Genomic DNA, 14,190 nt, shown 5'->3' with positions numbered 1-14,190 from the left:
ATCGGCACGGCCTACGCTTCCGTGATCGATGACACCGCATATTCAACGTAACGGGGGGTCTTGATGTGGACGTGAACAGTGGCAGCGGCCTTGCACCGTGGGAACGGTTGCCTGGCTACGTCTTCCGGCCGTATCGCGGCCACGACGACCATGACGCGATGGCCGCTGTGCGGCTGGGCTGTGCACAGCGGGATCGGACCGACGCCCGCTCGGTTGTGGAAGGACTGCCGACGGCAGCCGAGATCGCCGAAGCCTCCGCCAAGCTCGACGACCCATCCCAGAACCAGGTCTTGGTGGAGCACAACGGTGGCGTCGTCGGCTACGTGACGATCAGGTGGTGGCAGGAGCGGGACGGGACGTGGCTGTACCTGCACCGCGGCTACCTGCTGCCCGAGCACCGTGGCCAGGGCACCGACTCGGCCATGCTCAACTGGGCAGAAAGCCGAATCCGCCGGCTCGTGCAGCAGCACGGAACCGCACAGACGGCCGTGATCGGCGCGAATGCCATGGCCTCCGAACAGGAGGCAACGGCGCTGCTGCTCGAAACTGGATACCGGCGTGTCTTCAGCCTGGTAGAGCTGGAACTGGCCGATCTCCGACAGCGCCCCGACGAAAAGCCGTTGCCGGCCGGCATCCGAATCGGTGCGGTCGATCCGAGCAGCTACCGCGCGGCCTGGAAGACGGTCGTCGATTCGTATGCAGATGCCGCCTTCACCCAGAGGTGGACGTTCGAGGGCTTCCTCGCCACTGCCGACCCGACCTGCTGGCGGGCTGCTTGGGATGGGGAAAGTATGGCCGGGACAGCCCTGTGCTCCATCCGTCGGCACGATCCCACTGTGGGCGAAGTCGAAGAACTGAGCGTCCGGGCAGAGTCACGGCGTCTGGGTCTTGGGCGGGCCCTGCTGCTGGACGGGATGCGATGTCTTCGCGAGCACGGTGCGAAGACCGCCCGGTTGTACACCGGGACCGCGAATCCACACCGATCCTACGACCTCTACGAGAGCGTAGGGTTCCGGCGCCAGAGCGAGTACGTCCGCTACCGCAAGCCGATCGTCATCTGATCCGACAGGGGTAGCTCCGCAGCACCCTGACGGTGCGGATTGCCGAAGACTGAGCCCGGCTGGAACGACGGCGGCGGCAGGGTCCGCGCCGCGCTGCGACCGGTCGAGGGCCGCGTGAACGTCCTGGCGTTCCTGGCGGGTCTTCTCGCCCGATACGGCCTGGGCGAGACACGGCTGGTCGGGGTGAACGACGGCTCGCCCGCAGTGTGGACCGAGGTCGACGGCAGCCGTCAGCTCGTCGCGCTCGACATCCGGGAGGACGGCCTGATCCACGGCATCTTCGCCGTCCTCAACCCGGACAAGCTCATGCGTGTGGCCCCCTGGTTGTAACCGGGGGGCTTGGCACAGTGGCCTCGCGGCCTGTCAGTACTGTCCGCGACGACCGTCGGTCTGCCGCCCGCTGGGCCCGTACACGAAGTCGCCGGTCGTATCCAGGATGAAGTCCATCGGGAAACCCAGCTCGATCGCGCTCGCCTTGTCGAGGCGGGCGACCGAGTCCTCGGGCAGTTCCACGTCGATCGCCGCGAGATTGTCGCTCAGCTGGGCCGGGTTACGGGCCCCGAGGATTGGGTGGATCCACGGCCGGTGCGCCCTGGTCCAGGCGATGGCGACCTGCGAGGAGGACACGCCGAGCTCATCGGCCACCTCGTCCACGGCCCGCGCGATCGTCAAGTCGCGTTCGGAGACGCTGGCGCGGTCCACCCGCGAGGGGCCGTCGGTGCCGGGCCGGGTGAACTTGCCGGACAGGAGACCACCGGCCAGAGGCGACCACGCGGCCACCGACAGGTCCAAGTTCGCGGCCATGGGCAGCAGTTCACGCTCGATGTCGCGCTTGACCAGGCTGTAGGGGAGCTGCAGCCCGGCGAACGGCGTCCAGCCGCGGAGCTCGGCCATGGTCTGGGCACGGGAGATCAACCACGCCGGGGCATCGGAGATGCCGACATACAGCACCTTGCCCGCCCGTACAAGGTCGTCCAGGGCCCGCATCGTCTCCTCGATGGGCGTGTTGGGGTCCCAGATGTGCACCCACAGCAGATCGATGTAGTCGGTGCCGAGGCGCCGCAGACTCGCCTCCACCGAACGGGCCAGGTTCTTGCGGTGGTTGCCGCTCGCGTTGGCGTCGGTGCCGTCCATGGTCAGTGTGTACTTCGTGGACAGCACGAAGCGGTCGCGCTCGGAGCCCAGCAGTTCACCGACGATGCGTTCGCTGCTGCCCTCGGTGTACCGGTTGGCCGTGTCGATCACGTTCCCGCCGGCCTCCGCGTAGGCGCTGAACATCGCCCGGCACTCCTCCACGGCAGCGCCCCATCCCCAGTCCTCACCGAACGTCATCGTGCCCAGGAACGCTTCGGAGACCCGCAGCCCGGTGCGGCCCAGCAGTCGGTATCGCATCACAGGTTCCCGTCGAAGAAGGAAACGGCGCGGTCGACGGCCGGCACGACGTGGGTGTCGTCGTCGTACAGGTCGATGTGATTGCTCGTGTCCAGGACCAGAAGCTCCTTGGGCTCGGGCGCCGCGGCGAAGGCGGCTTCCGCGTCGGTCAGCGGGACGGCCTGGTCGCCGCGGCCGTGCACGATCAGCAGCGGCTGGGAGACCAGCGGCAGATACGCGTCCACGTCCAATGTCAGCTCCTGCAGCACCGACAGCGCGGTGCACCGGTTCTCCCAGCCGGGGCGGGCGCCGCGCTCGGTGCCGTAGTACGCGAACGGCTCCGGGCCGGGGTTGCCCGCGGGCATGCCCTCGGGGTTGACCGCGGGCCAGTACGCGACCTCCCCGGTGTCCGCCTGGTCCTGCGCGATCTGCGCGAACTGCCCCATCAGCGCAGCGAAGTTGTCCGCCCCGAACCGCTCACGGATCAACGTGGGGTTGTTGTACGCGGCCGCGATCAGCGCCACCGCCTTGATACGGGGGTCGAACGCGGCGAGCTGCACGGAGTAGATCCCGCCCAGGCACACCCCGCACACCGTGATCTTCTCCGGGTCGACCTCGGGCCGGCCGGCCAGGAACCCGACGGCGCTGCGCAGGTCCGCGACCTTCGCGGTGGCGTCCTCGTGCTGGCGCACCGTGCCCTCGCTGTCGCCCCAGTTGCGATGGTCGAACGCCAGGGCCACATGGCCTCGCTCGGCGAACCGCGCCGCGTAATAGCCGACCACCTGCTCCTTCACCCCGGCGAACGGGCCCGTCAGCACGACCGCACCGCGCTCGGCGCCCGGTTCGGGCAGATGCAGGTCACCCACGAGCCGGTAACCGCCACTGTCGAATTCGACCTTCTCGATCGGCACGTGCAATCCCCTTCCATCGTGCCGAGGCGCGTCCTCGGCCCAAGAGGAAAACTAGGAGCGGCGGTAGTCCGCCGTATTGCACGTTCTTGCCCCGCCCACGTCAGCGCGGCGCCCGGCCCGTCCACGCCGTGCCACTAAACGTCGCCTGGTACACGGCCGGGGTCACGCCGTACGCCGAGGCGAACACCCGCGTCAGGTGCGACTGATCATGGAAACCCGTCGCATACGCAGCCTCGGCGATCGCACTGCCGCACCGGAGCAACTCCCTTGCCCTGTCGAGCCGCAGACGCAGATGCAGCTTGTGCGGCGGCAGCCCGAACCACGCCGTACAGACCCGCACGAGCCGGTACTTGCTCACGCCCGCCACCAGACTCAGCTCGTCGAGCGTCACATTGCGGGCGAGATGGGCCCGCAAGTACTCGCGTACGGTCTCGGGGGCCCGGCGCGCCGCCCCCGTCACTTCGTCCCCGCCCGCGGCCTCGGGGGCGTGCCGGGCAAGCGCCGCGACGAAGTCCAGGACCCCCGTCTCCCGCGTCAGCGCCGAACCGGACCGCCCGGACGGCTCGTACAGGGACCCGTGCACGGCCCGGAAACTGTCCGCGAGGCCCCCGTCGTCCCGGATCACCGGATCCCCGAACCGCACCGCGTCCGGCGCGGCGACCTCCGCGATCAACGACGGCGCCACGCACATGATGAGCCAGCGCGCGGGCCCGGAGCCGTCCGGGCCCCCCGAATGCGCGTCATCGGCATGGAGAGCGACCAACTGACCCGGGGCCGCCCGGAAGATCGTGCCGCGCCGGCGCACAGTGAAGCCGGAGTCGAGCACGAGGACCACTTTGAGCTCTTCATGGACATTGCCTCGGTAGGACTGGGCACGGCCCTCCACCACGACGACGTCCGAGACGTCATCCGACACGTGTGGAGCCGCACTGCGATCCGCTCCTGACATGGACGCAACCTTAACCACCCTCTGGAACCAAGGGACTTGGAATCAAGGGATGAGACATACCGCTGTCGAGGGCACAGGCCGGAGCTGAGCTGAGAGGCGGCATCGGACTGGGTTCACAGCGCGGCGGCCCGCCAGCGCACCGGGAGGTTCTGCGGCCCCTTTCCGTAGCCATCAGCCCTCACCGCGCCCCAGGTCGGCGTCTCCTTGACCGCCCCCTTCAGAAAGGATGTCAGCGCGCCTGGTTGTGAGATGTGCGGAGGCCGTTCTGCTCGGCATAGTCGACGGCGGCAGGACCTATCCAGCCCAGGGATTTGGCCCCTGTTTCAGGATGACGAAGCCGCGAGCCTGGTCTGTCGGCCATAGGTCGATGCGATAGAGAAAGTGCTCACCGGGGCCTCCGTTGGTGTCGACAGCCAGTGGCTCCGATGGGACGTAGGAGACCCGGGCGCGCAGCAGCCCGCCAGGAACCGTCATGCCCGGTCCGTCATCCGGGTGGACTCCCGGGCTGGACACGGCGAGCTGGCCCGTCGGGGCATCCAGGTCGGCCTCCACGATGTGCTCGGCCGTCGGCTCCGTCATCGGCGCGGACGTGTGAACCGTGATCAGCGACTCGACCATGTCGTCCCGGGCGGTGCCGACGGAGATCGAGTGCGGTTCCACCCCGATGCGATGGATGTGGACTGCTTCGTCAGTCCAGCCGACCGGCGGCAGGTCCGGGTCCATCGCGTGTTCGGCCATCCAGGCGTCGTACGACTCAAGGTCTTGGACGTAGAACTGCCCGTGATCGGCGTCGATCAGGAACTTCAATGAAGCATCAGGCACGGCCGCAGGCTATCGAAGCCCGCGACGCCGGTTGAGCCGAGCCTTCGGTTCCCAGTCCGCCGACGCATGGCGCTCGTGGCTCGGGCCGATCACGGCGTCACAGACGGTCGAGGGACGCGACCTTTTGGGCTCGTAATGGGTTCGTAAAGTCGATCGGTGTCCGGCACCCCGTCTGGATGCCCGCGAAGGCTGGCCGGAGGGCGAGCCGGAGCGGGAGAATGGGGCTGTGGTCCTGCTCGCCGGTTGGGCGGTGATCGGATTGACGCAGCAGTACCTCGTCGGTGAGACGTCCGTGCTCCTGGCGCAGCTTCAGGCGTCGGGCGCCGATCCGGGGGTCGTACGGGAGCTCGCGCGGCTGCGGCGCGAGGCGGAGACGGGCCCGGTCAGCAGGCTGGGTGTGGTGGCGCTGCGTGCGCTGGAGCTGACCGACGAACTGTGCCGGGAGTCGCTGCGGCGGGGTGACGTGCCCGCCTTCGTCCGCCAGTGCGCCTGCGGCGCGGATCTGCGGGAATTCTGCGTCTGCGCGCGGCTGCTGGCGGACACCTGACGGGCGGCCTGAGCGCCCCTGGCGGCCAGGGTCATTCCAGAGAGGACAGGTCGATGGCACACGAATCCGAACCCCAGTTGTCGGAGGCGCAGATCGCGGTCCACTGGCGGGAGGAGGAGTACTACCGGCCGCCGGCGAAATTCGTCGCGCAAGCGAACGTGGGCGACCCGGCCGTTCTCGAACGGTTCGCCGAGGAGTACTTCCCCGAGTGTTTCAAGGAGTACGCCGACCTGCTCAGCTGGGACGCCTACTGGCACACCACGCTGGACACCAGCGATCCGCCGTTCTGGAAGTGGTTCGTCGGCGGCCGCCTCAACGCCTGCTACAACTGCGTCGACCGGCACCTGGCGGGCAGCCGCAACCAGGCCGCGTTCATCTGGGTGCCGGAGCCGGAGGAGGCCGATCCACAGGCGATCACCTATCAGGAGCTGTACCGGCGGGTGAACGAATTCGCCGCCCTGCTGCGGGACTTCGCCGGGGTGAAAACCGGTGACCGGGTCACCTTCCATCTGCCGATGGTCGTCGAGCTGCCGGTCGCGATGCTGGCCTGCGCCCGTCTGGGCGCCATCCACTCCGAGGTGTTCGGCGGCTTTTCCGGTGCCGCGTGCGGCGACCGGATCGCCGACTCGGGCAGCCGCGTGCTGGTGACCATGGACGGCTACTACCGGGGCGGCACCCTGGTCGACCACAAAGTCAAGGCCGACGAGGCCGTGGCCGCCGCGGCCAAGCTCGGCCAGGAGGTCGACAAGGTGCTCGTCTGGCGCCGCCACGCCGGGACGTACGCCTCCGACAGCATCATGGCCGAGGGCCGGGACTTCTTCGTCGACGAGCTGCTGCCGCACTACCGAGGACAGCAGGTGGAGCCGGTGTCGATGCCGGCCGAGGCGCCGCTGTTCCTGATGTACACCAGCGGGACCACGGGCCGGCCCAAGGGCTGCCAGCACTCCACCGGCGGCTACCTCGCCTACGTGGCCGGGACCTCGAAGTACTACCAGGACATCCACCCCACCGACACCTACTGGTGCGCCGCCGACATCGGCTGGATCACCGGGCACTCGTACATCGTCTACGGCCCCTTGGCCCTGGGCGCGACCAGCGTGCTGTTCGAGGGCGTGCCCAGCCACCCGGACGCCGGACGCTGCTGGCGCATCGCCGAGCGGCTCGGGGTGAACATCTTCCACACCGCGCCGACCACCATCCGCATGCTGCGCAAGCTGGGCCCGGACGAGCCGGCCAAGTACGACTACCGCTTCAAGCACATGACGACGGTGGGCGAGCCGATCGAGCCGGAGGTCTGGCGCTGGTACCACGACGAGGTCGGCAAGGGCGAGGCGGTCGTCGTCGACACCTGGTGGATGACGGAGACCGGCGGCTTCCTGGGCACCACCCTGCCGGCGCTGCAGCCGATGAAGCCGGGCAGCTGCGGGCCGGGCGCGCTGGGCATCTACCCGGTGATCTACGACGACGAGGGCGCACCGGTCGAGGCCGGCAGCGGCAGGGCGGGCAACATCTGCATCCGCAACCCCTGGCCCGGCGTGCTGCAGACCGTCTGGGGCCAGCCGGAACGCTTCGTCGACATCTACTACCGCCGCTACTGCCATGACGAGCACAGCACCGACTGGCACGACTGGCCGTTCCTGTGCGGGGACGGCGCGGTGCAGGCCGCCGACGGCTACTTCCGCATCCTGGGCCGCATCGACGACGTCATCAACGTCTCCGGCCACCGGCTCGGCACCAAGGAACTCGAATCCGCGGCCCTGACCGTCGAGGAGGTGGCGGAGGCCGCCGCCGTACCGGTGATGGACGAGTTGCGCGGCCGCGCGGTGGAGATGTACGTCGCCCTCAAACCCGGCCAGACGCCGGGCCCGGAGATCGAACGCAAGGTGGCCGCCGCCATCGACCGCGAGATCGGGAAGATCGCCCGGCCCGCCGGCGTGTGGATCGTCCCCGACATGCCCAAGACCCGCTCCGGGAAGATCATGCGTCGGGTGATCGCCGGGATCTCCAACTTCACGGACGTCGGCGACGTCACCACCCTGGCCAACCCCGAGATCGTCGACGACATCCGCCACCACGTGCAGAGCGAGAAACTCGCCCGCGGCGCGGTCCCCCGCGAGCTCTCTGCCCAGGAGGCCGAAGAAATCCGAGCGTTCGGCGGGGCTGACTAGCCCGACGGTTCAGAGCGGCAAGCAACGCACGGCGGCTCGTTGAACGCCACCGCCGTCACTGGGCTGCGGCCATCACCCACAGTCCCCCGCGACCGCCCCTCCGGCTGCCGTCCCCATCACGGCTCGCGCTGCGGCCAACGGCGCCATCCTGCCGATCCGCCATCCGGCAGCGGGCCAACGGATCCAGCGCGGGAGTGTTAACCACCAGCCGGTACGCGCCCGGCGGTCCGGCTGGAACGCGGCGAGCCGGTACGCCGTCTCGTCTGGTTCCATGCCCAGCCCAACAAAGCGCACCTGGCGCAGAAACGCTCCTGCCCGGTCGATGCAGCAACGGTGTGGGCCACTGACGACCGGAGTGCGATCATCTGCCGGGGCTCACGCCGTCTGCGTCCTCAGCCTTCCGCCGCCCGGCCACGGCCTCGCCGACGGTGGCATGCACGTCCAGAACGGCATCCGTACCGGTCAGCGACAACAGGCCGCGCACCATGCCGGGCACGTTCGCCAGCGCCAGTGAACCGCCCCCCTCGGCGGCCCGGCGGTGCAGCGCCAGGAGCTCGTTCAGGCCCGCGGAGTCGAAGAAGTCCACCCCCGACAGGTCCAGCACCAACCGCCGGTCGCCGTCGAACAACTCGTGGACGCGGGGCCGGAAGGTGGACGCGCTCACGTAGTCCATGTCACCAGTCACCTGGGCGACGACACAGTCCTGCGCACCGTTGTCCACGCTCAGTTCGATCTCGGCCACGTCTGCACCCTATCCACGGTTCGTGCCGACTACGCCCCGATCACAGGACGAGACGTCGACCACTGCGCCGGCCTGAACGAGCATCTCCGTCCGTTGAGTTGGACCGACTCTTCTCGCGCCCTATCCCGGACCTCCGGCCCCACCCGCAGCGCCCTGCCCCACCCCCGCCCGCACGGCGGGCATCCTCGCGGCGAACTACGGGACTGCCAGACCAGAAACACGACAATGCGCTCATGCCACGCACGCGGCGAGGTATGCCCGAAATACCGCCGCTGGGGCGCGACAACGGGACTCCTGAGCGGACGGCGGCAACGCCACGGCGCCCAGGAGGTGATCGTGACTCATGCAAGGGTGAGGAATGCCACGAACAAAATGGGGTTCACGACCGACGAGAGTGTCCACCTGCGCGGGGCGCAGATCACCGATCTGCTCTCCTTCGAGGAGGCCGCCCTCACCGGCACTCCCCAGTCGCTGGTCGCGCCCGGACTGCACACCCAGGATCTCGACCTGCGCTTCGCGGCCCCACCCGCCGGCGCGCTCGATCTGCGCAGCGCGCACGCCGCCTGGGTCCAGGACGACGCCCGCAGCTGGGCGGACGAGATACGACTGGAGGGCTTCACCTACGACTCGATCCGCTCCGAGTCGGACACGGTGAAGGGAAGACTGGCATGGATCCGCCGCAATCCCGGCAACTCGCCACAATCGTACGAACAACTGGCGGCCCACTACCGCGGAAGCGGCCACGACAACGAGGCACGCCGGATCCTCTTGGAAGAACAGCGCCACCGACGCCGCTCGCTGCGCCCGTGGAGCCGTACCTGGGGTATCTGCTCGACGCAGCCGTCGGCTACGGCTATCGCCCCTGGCTGGCCGGTGCCTGACACGTCGTCCTGACCCTGCTGGGCACGGGCGCCTTCGGCGCACACACCCCGAGTCCGAACAGGCCGGGCGATGGGCCGCCGTTCAACGCCGTCGTCTACACGCTCGACTTCCTGATCCCCATCGGCGGACTCGGTCAGTGCGATGCATGGCACTGGTCCGGCGGAGTGCTGCAAGGGATGGCCTATGCACTGATCGCGATCGGCTGGATGCTGACGACCGCCGTGGTGGCCGGGGTGACCCGCACGCTGAGCAGGAACTAGGGCGGCTTCCAACTCCTCGACCAGCGAACCTGCCCCGCAAACCCCCCGCCCCCTGTGCAGCGCGAAATGGTGCTCTCCCGCCCTGGACTACAATTGAAGAGTTCTTCAATTAGTTAGTTGCGTTGATCGTTAGGTAGTCCAGAGCGCGCGGAGGTTTGGGGTGAGCGGGTTCGCCGAGGCAGTTCTGGAGCGGGTACGCGGGGCGCAGGACGGTCTTGAGGTCGCGCACCTGGCTCGGGACGCCTTTGCGGTGGCCGTGGAGTCCGGAGAGTTGGAGGACATGCTGCGGCTGGCTTGTGAGCACGGCATCGAGCCGGGCGCCGGGGCGGGCGCGGGATGTGCGGGGTGATCGGGGTGATCGGGGTGATCGGGGTGAGCGTTCCCCTGTACCAGGCGAAGGCGGAGCTCTTCCGGATGCTGGGCCATCCCGTGCGGATCCAGGTGCTGGAGCTGTTGCAGGGCGGGCCAAAGCCGGTGCGCGACCTGCTGGCCGCCATCGAGATCGAGTCCTCCAGCCTGTCGCAGCAGCTGGCGGTGCTGCGCCGGTCGGGCATCGTCACGGCGACGCGTGACGGCTCCAGAGTCGTGTACGCGCTCGCGGGCGGGGACGTGACGGAACTGATGGGTGCGGCGCGGCGGATCCTGTCCGATCTACTGAGCAGCCGGCGGGAGCTGCTGGAGGAGCTGCGCGAGAGCGAGGCGTCGCCGTGATACGCGGGCACAGCACCCGCGAGCAGACCGGGGTGGGGACGCGCCCACACGTCCAGCGGCGCACCCTGATCCTGCCCACGGCGCCGGCCTCCGTACGGGCGGCACGGATCAGCACGGCTGAGGTGTTGACCCTGTTCGGGCTGGCGCCCGGATCGCTGCTGGCGGATGCGGCGCTGCTGGTAGTCAGCGAGCTGATGACCAATGCCGTACGGCACGCCGCACCCCATTCGCCGAGCGCGACCGTGACGGTGTCGACGGGCGCCGGGCAGCTGGTGGTGGTGGTGGGAGACCAGGACCCTCACACGGTCGACCTGGCTGGGGCGTCCGTCGGAGGGGGACTGCGCACCGTGGCGGAGATGACGGCCTACTTCGACGGCGAGGTGAGCGTGGAGCCTGCATCGTGGGGGCGGGGCAAGACCGTGGTGGCCCGTTTCCGGCTGCCCTGGCGGCTGTGAGACGTACGACATGGGAATGGCAGGAGCACCGCAGATGCGTTTCGAGATCACCTTCCTGCACCCCGACGGTGACCACGCCCCCCACACGGCGGATGCCGCCGAGACCGGAGCGCTGGTCGCGTGGGCCGGACGGAGCGGTCTCCGGCTGCGGATACGGCCCTGCCCGGCCGCGCCCTGCGCCGGAGACGACGCCACGGGACAGGAAGCAGACAGGTGAGCGGTGAGGCGATGTTCGGTGTGGTCGGCCATGGTGATCTCACGGCGGAGTCGTGGGGGCTCGTGGAGGCCGAGCTCCCCGCCGTGCTGCGGCGCCTGGAGCCGCACGGCCTGATAGGCGTGGTCCGGGCCGCCGCGGGGCTGCCGCTGGTGTTCGGGCGGGCCGTCCACCGGGCGGGCGGGTCGCTGCTGGTCGTGGTTCCGACGGCTGGAGCGCTGCCGGCGGCCCTGCCGGAGCCGGATCGTGTGGCCGCGGGGCAGCTGTTGACGGCGGCCGAGCACGCACGGCTGGTGGAGTTCGACCCCCGCGATCCTGTCGCGTGCGCCGCCGTCGACGAACAGATCATCGAATCCTGCCGGGGCTTGGTCGCGGTCTGGGACGGGTCCCGGGCCGACCACTGGCTGGACGTGGCACATCTGGTGACGTACGCCCACAACCGCAAGGTCGCGGTCGAGGTGCTGTGGCCGGCCGGCGCGCGGCGCATCGCCCCCTGTACGACCCCTGCTGTTTCGGCGGACGGCGAGTCGGCCTGAAACGCGCCGTCCCACCTGCCCGCGCCGGATCCCGACGGACGCGGAGCGTACTCTTGAAGAGTTCTTCAATTGGTTAGTTGCGGTGGTCGACAGATGGTCCAAGGTATGGAGGTCGGGGTGGGCGAGGTCGTCGAGGCGCTGCTGGCGCGGGTGCGGGCGGCCCGGGCCGGGCTGGCGGCCGCTGTGGCGGCGGACGACCCGTACGCCGTGGCCGCGGCGCAGGACGAGCTGGACGACGCGGTGCGGTTCGCCCGCCGGCACGGGCTCGATGTCACGGTTGCAGGGGCGGACGAGGAGTGAGCGGCATGCCGGTTCCGCTGTACGAGGCGAAGGCGGAGTTCTTCCGCATGCTCGGGCATCCGGTGCGGATAAGAGTGCTGGAGCTGCTGCAGGACGGGCCGAAGCCAGTGCGCGACCTGCTGGCCGCGATCGAGGTCGAGCCGTCGAACCTGTCGCAGCAGCTGGCGGTGCTGCGCCGCTCCGGCATCGTGACCGCCACCCGTACCGGCTCCACCGTGGTGTACGAGCTGGCGGGCGGGGACGTGGCCGAACTGCTGGCCGCGGCCCGCCGGATCCTCTCCGTGCTGCTGGCCGGCCGACAGGAGCTCCTGGACGAGTTGCGCGCCACGGAGTCGGCGCGGTGATGGGCGGGCACCCGTTCCGGCCGCCGTGGCGGCGAGGCCGCTCCGCGGCGGTGATAGAGCACGTGCCGTCGCCGGTGCGGCGCCACATCGTCTCGGTACCGGTGGGACCGGAGGCGGTGCGGCGGGCCCGCGTGGCGGTGGCCGGACGCTTCGGTGAGGTCGGCGTGGTGCCGGGTTCTGCGTTCGCCGACGCCGTTTTGCTGGTGGTCAGCGAGCTGGTGGTGAACGTGCTGCGGCACGCGTCACGGTCCCCGGTCGCCGACGTGGGCATAACGGTCGGCGCGGGGCAGCTGGTCATCAGCGTCGCCGACGCCGAGCCACACCTGCCCAGCCTCGAACCGGACGCGATGGGGGCCGGGCTGCAGCTGGTGGCCGAGCTGGCCGCCGAGTACGACGGCTACGTCAGCGCAGAACCGGCCATCGACCATGACGGCAAGGTCGTCCTCGTCCGGTTCCGCATGCCGTCGTAGGAATGCCCTCGTAAGACAAGGAGACAACGCGGTGGTAGACCAGGCAGCCAATGAGCCTGCGGGCGGGAAGAGCGAACGGAAGGTCAAGGACCGGGAGTGGCGGATCGAGCGTGGCGTCGCGATCCGGGCGGGCTTCTACATCTTCGGCACCCATCTGTTCGCCGGATTCGTGTGGCTGCTCTTCTACCTCGGCGAGCACGCGCACAAGTGACCGGGAAGCCGAGGGGCCCGTCGGCCATACATAAAGGCTGACCGGCCTCGTACTGGGGCCGAACAGCCCCTATGGGACCACCGATTCATCGGTGAAGCTGTGGATCAACGGAGCCAGTGGGCGACCGTTGCTCTCCCGCGGCCGCCCATGCCTCTCGCCCGGCCGAAACCCTGGACGGCGCTTGAAGACTTCATCAATTGGCTAGTTGCCGTGACTGGCATAGGTGGGGAGAAAGGACTGCCGAGGTTGATCGCTGTTGTGGGGCACGCGGATCTCGCGCCATGGACCCTGGCCCTGCTGGAGGAGGAGCTCGGCGCGCGGCTGGCCCGGTGCGCCGAGGCCGGGCGGATGGGTCTGGTGCGGGTCGGGCAGGGGCTGCCGTTGGCGTTCGGGCGGGCCGCGCAGCAGGCCGGGCTGGCGCTGGTGGCGGTGGTGCCCACGTTGAACCGGGTGCCCGCGCTGCTGCGGGAGCGGGATCGGCGGGCGGCCGGGGAATTGCTGCTGTTGTCGCGGCAGGTGCGGCTGGTGGAGTACGACCCGGCGGACCGGGACGCCTGCGTCCGCGCCGACGAACGGCTGCTGCGGGCCTGCGCCCGGGTGGTGGCCATCTGGGACGGCACCGCCTTCAACGGCCAGGACACCACCGCTCACCTGGTGGCCTACGCACGCAGCCACGGCATCGACGTCGAGGTGCTGTGGCCGAACGGCGCCGAGCGGGTGTCGGGGTTCGGAGAGGTGCCGTCATGACAGCTGGTACGCCGCCGCGGGTTCGGATGGTCGAGCTGGGCCGGGACGAGGCGCTGAAACTGTTGGCCGAGGCGCCGCTGGGGCGGGTTGTGTTCTCCCACCAGGCGCTGCCCGCGATCCGCCCGGTCAACCATCTCGTGGAGGCGAACGGGGACATCGTCATCCGCACGCACACCGGGGCCGCGCTGCTGGGCCGGGCGGTCCGGTCGGAGGTGGTGGCCTACGAGGCCGACGACCTCGACCCGGCCACCCGCACCGGCTGGAGCGTGGTCGTCACCGGTGCCGCCAGTCCCGTCTCGGACCCCGCCAAGCTCGCCCGCTACCGGACGGCGCTCACGCCCTGGGTCGATACGGAGATGGAGCACGTGGTGCGGATCAGGGCCGACATCGTGACCGGGTACCGGCTCGTGGGCGGCGACACGGGCTCCTGATGAAACGGCCCCTGGGTGCGCAGTCGGCGGCTTGAGAGCTGGCTCGCCTTTGATGCAC

General features: G+C 69.6%; 21 protein-coding genes. 16 read left to right on the top strand and 5 right to left on the bottom strand.

Annotated elements, in window-relative coordinates; genetic code table 11:
• Positions 1-65: 65 nt before the first annotated feature.
• Positions 66-1,061 (top strand): GNAT family N-acetyltransferase, encoded by a 996-nt coding sequence (locus P2Q00_RS18480; protein ID WP_275773676.1) that lies wholly within the window; start codon positions 66-68, stop codon positions 1,059-1,061.
• Positions 1,062-1,100: 39 nt separating this feature from the next.
• The gene (locus P2Q00_RS18475) at positions 1,101-1,391 is read left to right on the top strand and encodes a sigma-70 family RNA polymerase sigma factor family protein (protein ID WP_275773675.1); all 291 of its coding nucleotides are present in this window, start codon (positions 1,101-1,103) and stop codon (positions 1,389-1,391) included.
• A 33-nt stretch (positions 1,392-1,424) separates the two neighbouring features.
• Here the strand turns inward: P2Q00_RS18475 and P2Q00_RS18470 are convergent, their stop codons facing one another.
• The 4 genes from P2Q00_RS18470 to P2Q00_RS18455 form a co-directional block, all read right to left on the bottom strand.
• Positions 1,425-2,453, bottom strand: coding sequence for an aldo/keto reductase (locus P2Q00_RS18470; RefSeq protein ID WP_275773674.1), 1,029 nt, complete (start codon positions 2,451-2,453; stop codon positions 1,425-1,427).
• Entirely contained in the window at positions 2,453-3,343 is an 891-nt protein-coding gene (locus P2Q00_RS18465; protein WP_275773673.1) for an alpha/beta hydrolase, read from the bottom strand. The genes P2Q00_RS18470 and P2Q00_RS18465 overlap by 1 nt, the downstream gene beginning before the upstream one ends.
• A 100-nt stretch (positions 3,344-3,443) precedes the next feature.
• Positions 3,444-4,292, bottom strand: a complete 849-nt coding sequence (locus P2Q00_RS18460) for an AraC family transcriptional regulator (protein ID WP_275773672.1) — start codon at positions 4,290-4,292, stop codon at positions 3,444-3,446.
• Between the two features lie 294 nt (positions 4,293-4,586).
• Complete coding sequence (locus P2Q00_RS18455; RefSeq protein ID WP_275773671.1) at positions 4,587-5,114, bottom strand: sulfotransferase-like domain-containing protein; 528 nt, start codon at positions 5,112-5,114, stop codon at positions 4,587-4,589.
• Between the two features lie 226 nt (positions 5,115-5,340).
• Here P2Q00_RS18455 and P2Q00_RS18450 point away from each other — a divergent pair, with 226 nt between their 5' ends.
• On the top strand, positions 5,341-5,661 hold the full coding sequence (locus P2Q00_RS18450) for a hypothetical protein (protein ID WP_275773670.1): 321 nt from the start codon (positions 5,341-5,343) through the stop codon (positions 5,659-5,661).
• A 53-nt stretch (positions 5,662-5,714) separates the two neighbouring features.
• A complete protein-coding gene (gene acs, locus P2Q00_RS18445) occupies positions 5,715-7,829 on the top strand; it encodes an acetate--CoA ligase (RefSeq protein WP_275773669.1) in 2,115 nt (704 codons plus the stop codon).
• A gap of 361 nt (positions 7,830-8,190) precedes the next feature.
• Here the strand turns inward: acs and P2Q00_RS18440 are convergent, their stop codons facing one another.
• Positions 8,191-8,571 carry an STAS domain-containing protein gene (locus P2Q00_RS18440; RefSeq protein WP_275773668.1) on the bottom strand — a complete coding sequence of 127 codons (381 nt, stop codon included), beginning with the start codon at positions 8,569-8,571 and terminating at the stop codon, positions 8,191-8,193.
• A gap of 372 nt (positions 8,572-8,943) precedes the next feature.
• Here P2Q00_RS18440 and P2Q00_RS18435 point away from each other — a divergent pair, with 372 nt between their 5' ends.
• The 12 genes from P2Q00_RS18435 (at position 8,944) to P2Q00_RS18380 (ending at position 14,132) form a co-directional block, all read left to right on the top strand.
• Positions 8,944-9,465, top strand: coding sequence for a hypothetical protein (locus P2Q00_RS18435; RefSeq protein ID WP_275773667.1), 522 nt, complete (start codon positions 8,944-8,946; stop codon positions 9,463-9,465).
• Between the two features lie 408 nt (positions 9,466-9,873).
• Positions 9,874-10,062 (top strand): hypothetical protein, encoded by a 189-nt coding sequence (locus tag P2Q00_RS18430; RefSeq protein WP_275773666.1) that lies wholly within the window; start codon positions 9,874-9,876, stop codon positions 10,060-10,062.
• 23 nt (positions 10,063-10,085) lie between these two features.
• Positions 10,086-10,424 carry an ArsR/SmtB family transcription factor gene (locus P2Q00_RS18425; protein WP_275773665.1) on the top strand — a complete coding sequence of 113 codons (339 nt, stop codon included), beginning with the start codon at positions 10,086-10,088 and terminating at the stop codon, positions 10,422-10,424.
• Positions 10,421-10,879: an ATP-binding protein gene (locus P2Q00_RS18420; protein ID WP_275773664.1), complete on the top strand. Its 459-nt coding sequence runs from the start codon at positions 10,421-10,423 to the stop codon at positions 10,877-10,879. The genes P2Q00_RS18425 and P2Q00_RS18420 overlap by 4 nt, the downstream gene beginning before the upstream one ends.
• Positions 10,880-10,913: 34 nt before the next feature.
• Positions 10,914-11,096, top strand: a complete 183-nt coding sequence (locus P2Q00_RS18415) for a hypothetical protein (RefSeq protein ID WP_275773663.1) — start codon at positions 10,914-10,916, stop codon at positions 11,094-11,096.
• A complete protein-coding gene (locus P2Q00_RS18410) occupies positions 11,093-11,629 on the top strand; it encodes a hypothetical protein (protein ID WP_275773662.1) in 537 nt (178 codons plus the stop codon). Before P2Q00_RS18415 ends, P2Q00_RS18410 begins: the two co-directional genes overlap by 4 nt.
• 105 nt (positions 11,630-11,734) lie before the next feature.
• Positions 11,735-11,929, top strand: a complete 195-nt coding sequence (locus P2Q00_RS18405; RefSeq protein ID WP_275773661.1) for a hypothetical protein — start codon at positions 11,735-11,737, stop codon at positions 11,927-11,929.
• Positions 11,930-11,934: 5 nt separating this feature from the next.
• Positions 11,935-12,273 carry an ArsR/SmtB family transcription factor gene (locus P2Q00_RS18400; RefSeq protein ID WP_275773660.1) on the top strand — a complete coding sequence of 113 codons (339 nt, stop codon included), beginning with the start codon at positions 11,935-11,937 and terminating at the stop codon, positions 12,271-12,273.
• Entirely contained in the window at positions 12,273-12,743 is a 471-nt protein-coding gene (locus P2Q00_RS18395) for an ATP-binding protein (protein WP_275773659.1), read from the top strand. Before P2Q00_RS18400 ends, P2Q00_RS18395 begins: the two co-directional genes overlap by 1 nt.
• A gap of 31 nt (positions 12,744-12,774) precedes the next feature.
• Positions 12,775-12,954 (top strand): DUF6126 family protein, encoded by a 180-nt coding sequence (locus P2Q00_RS18390; RefSeq protein ID WP_275773658.1) that lies wholly within the window; start codon positions 12,775-12,777, stop codon positions 12,952-12,954.
• Between the two features lie 246 nt (positions 12,955-13,200).
• On the top strand, positions 13,201-13,701 hold the full coding sequence (locus P2Q00_RS18385) for a hypothetical protein (RefSeq protein WP_275773657.1): 501 nt from the start codon (positions 13,201-13,203) through the stop codon (positions 13,699-13,701).
• Positions 13,698-14,132, top strand: coding sequence for a pyridoxamine 5'-phosphate oxidase family protein (locus P2Q00_RS18380; RefSeq protein ID WP_275773656.1), 435 nt, complete (start codon positions 13,698-13,700; stop codon positions 14,130-14,132). Before P2Q00_RS18385 ends, P2Q00_RS18380 begins: the two co-directional genes overlap by 4 nt.
• The last annotated feature ends 58 nt before the right edge of the window (positions 14,133-14,190 follow it).

Origin of the sequence: Streptomyces coacervatus, from assembly GCF_029223485.1 — a bacterium.
Classification (GTDB): domain Bacteria; phylum Actinomycetota; class Actinomycetes; order Streptomycetales; family Streptomycetaceae; genus Streptomyces; species Streptomyces coacervatus.
This window is presented reverse-complemented; position numbering and strand designations above follow the sequence as displayed.